Source organism: Pseudomonas sp. FSL R10-0056 (assembly GCF_009600105.1).
GTDB lineage: Bacteria > Pseudomonadota > Gammaproteobacteria > Pseudomonadales > Pseudomonadaceae > Aquipseudomonas > Aquipseudomonas bubulae.
Genome location: NZ_WIWL01000048.1, coordinates 1 through 1667 on the forward strand (window position 1 = coordinate 1; position 1667 = coordinate 1667).

Consider the following 1667-nt stretch of genomic DNA (forward strand, 5'->3'; position numbering starts at 1 on the left):
ACCTTGAACGGGCCGCCTGGCGGGGTAAGGGTCTGGCTCAGGCGCAACGCGCTGGCCACCAGTACCGGTTCGCCGGGGCTGAACCCTTCGGGCAGACTGGCACGAAAGGTCAGCACCGGGGTTTGCCCCGACAGCTCATGGCTGGCCTGCGCCGGGGTCGCGCGCACTGTCAGTGGCGCGATCGAGAACGCTTGCGCCTGCGTCGGGGTGATTCGATAGGTGTAGCGCAGGCCGCTGAAGGTCTGGCCCTGAATCGTCTGCGACAGGTGCCCGGCCTCACCATTGGGCGGTGTCACATCGGTACCGTCCAGGTTCAGTTCGGGTAATGACGCACCACGGGTGAACCAGCTGTCGGTGAGCACATCGACCTGCAACTGCAAGGTCTCGCCCACCACCACGGCATCACCCGGTACCAGCCGGGCCTGCACCAACAGTTGCGGTTCGTTGGCCTGTGCCAGGCCGACGAACATCAGCAGTACCAGGGCGCAGGGCTTCATGGCGCCACCTTTTGGTCTTGCAGGCTGAATTTTTGCCGCAGGAAATTGGCCGGAGAGGTGGTCAGGTTTTGCAGCCATTGTTCGTCGCTGGCCGCCTGCGGGGTTTGCAGCGGTTTGCTCTGGCCTTTGCCTGGCGGTTTGTCGAATTTGATCGCGTCAGGTTTGACTTCGGGGGTGTTCTGCTCGGCGCTGTCGGTATCTTTTTCCAGGGCAATGGCCAATGCCAGGTTGGCACTGGCTTCGGGGAACTGCGGTTGCAGGGCCAAGGCCTGGCGATAGGCGGCAATCGCCTGATCGAACTTGTAGCGGCGTACGTAAATATTGCCCAGGTAAAAGTACGCCGGGGCGGTGTTCAACCGGGCAAAGCTGGCCAGTGCCAGATCGAAATCGGCGGCGTTATAAGCTGCGATGCCTTTCCAGTAAGGATCGACAAATAACTCGGCTGCTGCGGGGTAGTGCTGGTGCTCAAAGGCCCAACGCCCTTGCTGATCCCGGGTGAAGAAGGCATCGGTCAGTGCGTTGGCCTGCGCCGGTGACGGTTGCAGGGCCAGCCCTGCGCCCAGCAGCAGGACGGCGTTCCAGTTGAGGCTCCAGCCACGGCGCACCGAGAACCAGGCAAGCAATAGCAGGGGCCCGCATAACCAGTAACCGGCGTCTTTCCATTGCAGCTCGCGCTGCTCGTCGCTGGCGGCCTGGAAGTGCTGTTGGGCGTGGCCTTCGACCCAGTCCAGATCATCGTTGTTTATGGTCAGGCTGCCCAGCGGTGCATCGGTGGCCGCGGCCAGTTGCTTGAGCGCGGCGCTGTCGAAGCTGCCCAGTTGCGGGCGACCGGAACTGTCGGTGCGCGGTTGGCCGCGGGCATCACGAATGATCCCGCCATTGCTGCTGCCCACTGCCAGTACCAGTACTTGCAGGGCATTGTCTTGCAACAGGGCTTTGAGGCTGTCCAGTTGCGAGGTGTCGGCGCCATCGGTGATCAGCAGCAGGGTGCCCGGAGCTTTCTCGGCCTGTAGCAGGCGCCTGGCCTGTTCGATCACCGCCGCCACGTTTTTGCCGGGCCGGGCAATCAGGTCGGTGCCCAGGGCCTGGATAAAACTGTCGAGCAGCGCCGGGTCGTCGGTGGCGGGCAACACCAGATGGGCGCTGCCCGCGTAGGCAATCAGGGCCGTG

At 63.5% G+C, this 1667-nt stretch carries 1 protein-coding gene and 1 pseudogene; both read right to left on the minus strand.

The window, feature by feature from the left end; genetic code table 11:
* Window positions 1-497, minus strand: a pseudogene (locus GHO42_RS02945) (BatD family protein); the annotation flags it as partial.
* Window positions 494-1667: tetratricopeptide repeat protein (locus tag GHO42_RS02950; protein WP_153384104.1), on the minus strand; the 1174-nt coding region annotated here is incomplete at its 5' end. The pseudogene GHO42_RS02945 and the gene GHO42_RS02950, both read right to left, overlap by 4 nt.